General features: G+C 60.7%; 2 protein-coding genes. Both read left to right on the top strand.

Annotated elements, in window-relative coordinates; translation table 11 throughout:
• Positions 1–129: 129 nt before the first annotated feature.
• Positions 130–708 carry a TRAP transporter small permease subunit gene (locus B4E36_RS06945; protein ID WP_292056961.1) on the top strand — a complete coding sequence of 193 codons (579 nt, stop codon included), beginning with the start codon at positions 130–132 and terminating at the stop codon, positions 706–708.
• The gene (locus B4E36_RS06940) at positions 701–2,473 is read left to right on the top strand and encodes a TRAP transporter large permease (RefSeq protein WP_292056959.1); all 1,773 of its coding nucleotides are present in this window, start codon (positions 701–703) and stop codon (positions 2,471–2,473) included. Before B4E36_RS06945 ends, B4E36_RS06940 begins: the two co-directional genes overlap by 8 nt.
• Positions 2,474–2,575 lie beyond the last annotated feature (102 nt).

The raw sequence follows: 2,575 nt of genomic DNA, 5'->3' as shown, positions 1-2,575 counted from the left end.
TACAACGCCGCACCGATTTTCAGCCTGAAACTTCCAAAACCGCGCGTTTTTCAGCCCGTATTGTACCAAAGGCATGTTGCGTGGCCTTGACAACTTCCATTAAGGAGGACGGACGGTTTGGAGGCCCCAATGAGACCACTAATAATAATAAGCCGTACGATCGACAGGCTGAACGAATTCATCGGACATTCCGTGTCCTGGCTCCTTCTGGTAGCGATCCTGGTCAGCGCCGGCAATGCGGTCAGCCGCAAGCTGTTTTCGCTGTCCTCGAATGCCATGCTGGAGCTGCAATGGTACCTTTACGGCGCCGTGTTCATGCTGGCGACCGCCTACGCGCTCCTGAAGAACGAGCATATCCGCATCGACATCCTTTCGGGGTCGTGGTCCCGGCGGACCCGCGACTGGATCGATCTCGTGCTGCACATCATCTTCCTGGTGCCGTTCGCGGCCATGATGGTTTATCTCAGCTGGCCATGGTTCCTGCGCTCGTTCCTTTCCGGCGAGCACTCGACCAATGCCGGCGGGCTGATCCTGTGGCCGGCGAAATCCTTCATCCTCATCGGCTTTATCCTGCTTCTGCTGCAGGCCTTTTCTGAGATCATCAAACGGGCGGCCGCGCTTTCCGGTCATCTGAAAGAAGACGAAGAACTCTATGCCGACGCCGGCAATGCCGCCCATATGATGACTGAGGACCAGCCGCATGATTGATCTCGTCGCGCACAATCTCGCGCCCGTCATGTTCGTTTCCGTGATGGCGATGCTGCTTCTCGGCTATCCGGTCGCCTTCACGCTCGCCGCCGGCGGGCTGATCTTCTTCGTGCTGGGCGTCGAGTTCTCCTCGATCTCGCCGGAAATCAACCTGTTCTGGCCGCTGCTGCAATCCCATCCCGATCGTTTCTTCGGCGGAATCATGTCGAACGAGACGCTGCTGGCGGTGCCGTTCTTCACCTTCATGGGCATCATCCTCGAACGCTCGCGCATGGCCGAGGATCTGCTCGACACGATCGGTCAGTTGTTCGGCCCGATCCGCGGCGGGGTTGCCTATGCCGTGGTTCTGGTCGGCGCGCTGCTGGGCGCCACCACCGGCGTGGTCGCGGCCTCCGTCATGGCGATGGGGCTGATCTCGCTGCCGGTGATGCTGCGCTACAGCTATGACCGCTCGTTCGCCACCGGCACGATCGCCGCCTCGGGAACGCTCGCACAGATCGTGCCGCCATCGCTGGTGCTGATCGTGATGGCCGACCAGCTCGGCCGCTCGGTCGGCGACATGTATATCGGCGCGCTCTATCCCTCGCTGATGGTCATCGCGGCCTACTGCCTCTACGTGTTCATCACGACGCTGATCCGCCCGAAGGCGGCGCCGGCCATGCCGGTGGAAGCCCGCACGCTCGGCAATGGCGTCACCTCGCTGTTCGTGATGATTGCGATCGCGGCGGCGCTCTACTTCCTCGGTTATCACGTTTTGTTCACGGCGCTTGAAGAGGCCTGGCGGTTCGTGGCGGCGCTGTTCTTCGGCGTGATCGTGATCTATCTCGCCGCACTTGCCAACGACCGCTTCAAGCTCAACATCCTGTCGCGGCTTTCCCAGCAGGTCATCATCGTGATGGTGCCGCCGCTGGCGCTGATCTTCCTGGTGCTCGGCACGATCTTCCTCGGCATTGCCACGCCGACGGAAGGCGGCGCCATGGGCGCCACCGGCGCGCTGGCTCTTGCGATCGCCAAGGGTCGCCTCGATTTCACGGCGCTGAAGGCAGCCCTCGACAGCACCACCAAGCTTTCCGCCTTCGTGATGATGATCCTGATGGGCGCGCGCGTCTTCAGCCTCACCTTCTACGGCATCAATGGCAATGTCTGGATCGAGGAGCTGCTGACCGGCCTGCCGGGCGGGGAATACGGCTTCCTGATCGTGGTCACGATCATCGTGTTCATCCTCGGCTGCTTCCTCGATTTCTTCGAGATCGCCTTCATCATGGTGCCGCTCCTGGTGGCGCCGGCCCAGGCGCTCGGCATCGACCTGATCTGGTTCGGCATCATTCTCGGCCTCAACCTGCAGACCTCGTTCCTGACCCCGCCTTTCGGCTTCTCGCTGTTCTATCTGCGCTCGGTGACGCCGGCCGGCGAGTGGCAGGACAAGGCGACGGGAAGGATGATGCGGGGCGTCAGAACGCTGGAGATCTACAAGGGGATCGTGCCCTACATCATCATCCAGTTCCTGGCGATCCTGGCGGTGATCTTCTTCCCGAAACTGGTCACCCATTATCAGGATGACGTCGTCCGGGTCGATCCGGACACGATCCAGATTGAAATGCCATCCTTCGGCGAAGGCGGCGACAATTTCGGCTTCGACAGCGGCTTCGGCGGCGAAAACAGCGATCCGTTCGCACTGCCCGATTTCGGCAGCGGCGACCAGCCCGCGGACGGCGGCTCTGGTGACTTCAACCTCGATGATCCGCCCGAGCTGAATTTCAATTGATCGATATGACAAACGCCGGAAGTAAAAAGCCCGGCGTTTGTTTTTTCGTACAACCCATCAGCAAACAATCTCCCCCTTGAGGGCAGGGGAATCGCGTATGGC

Source organism: Martelella sp. UBA3392, from assembly GCF_002358775.1.
In the GTDB taxonomy this organism is placed as follows: domain Bacteria; phylum Pseudomonadota; class Alphaproteobacteria; order Rhizobiales; family Rhizobiaceae; genus Martelella; species Martelella mediterranea.
This window is presented reverse-complemented; position numbering and strand designations above follow the sequence as displayed.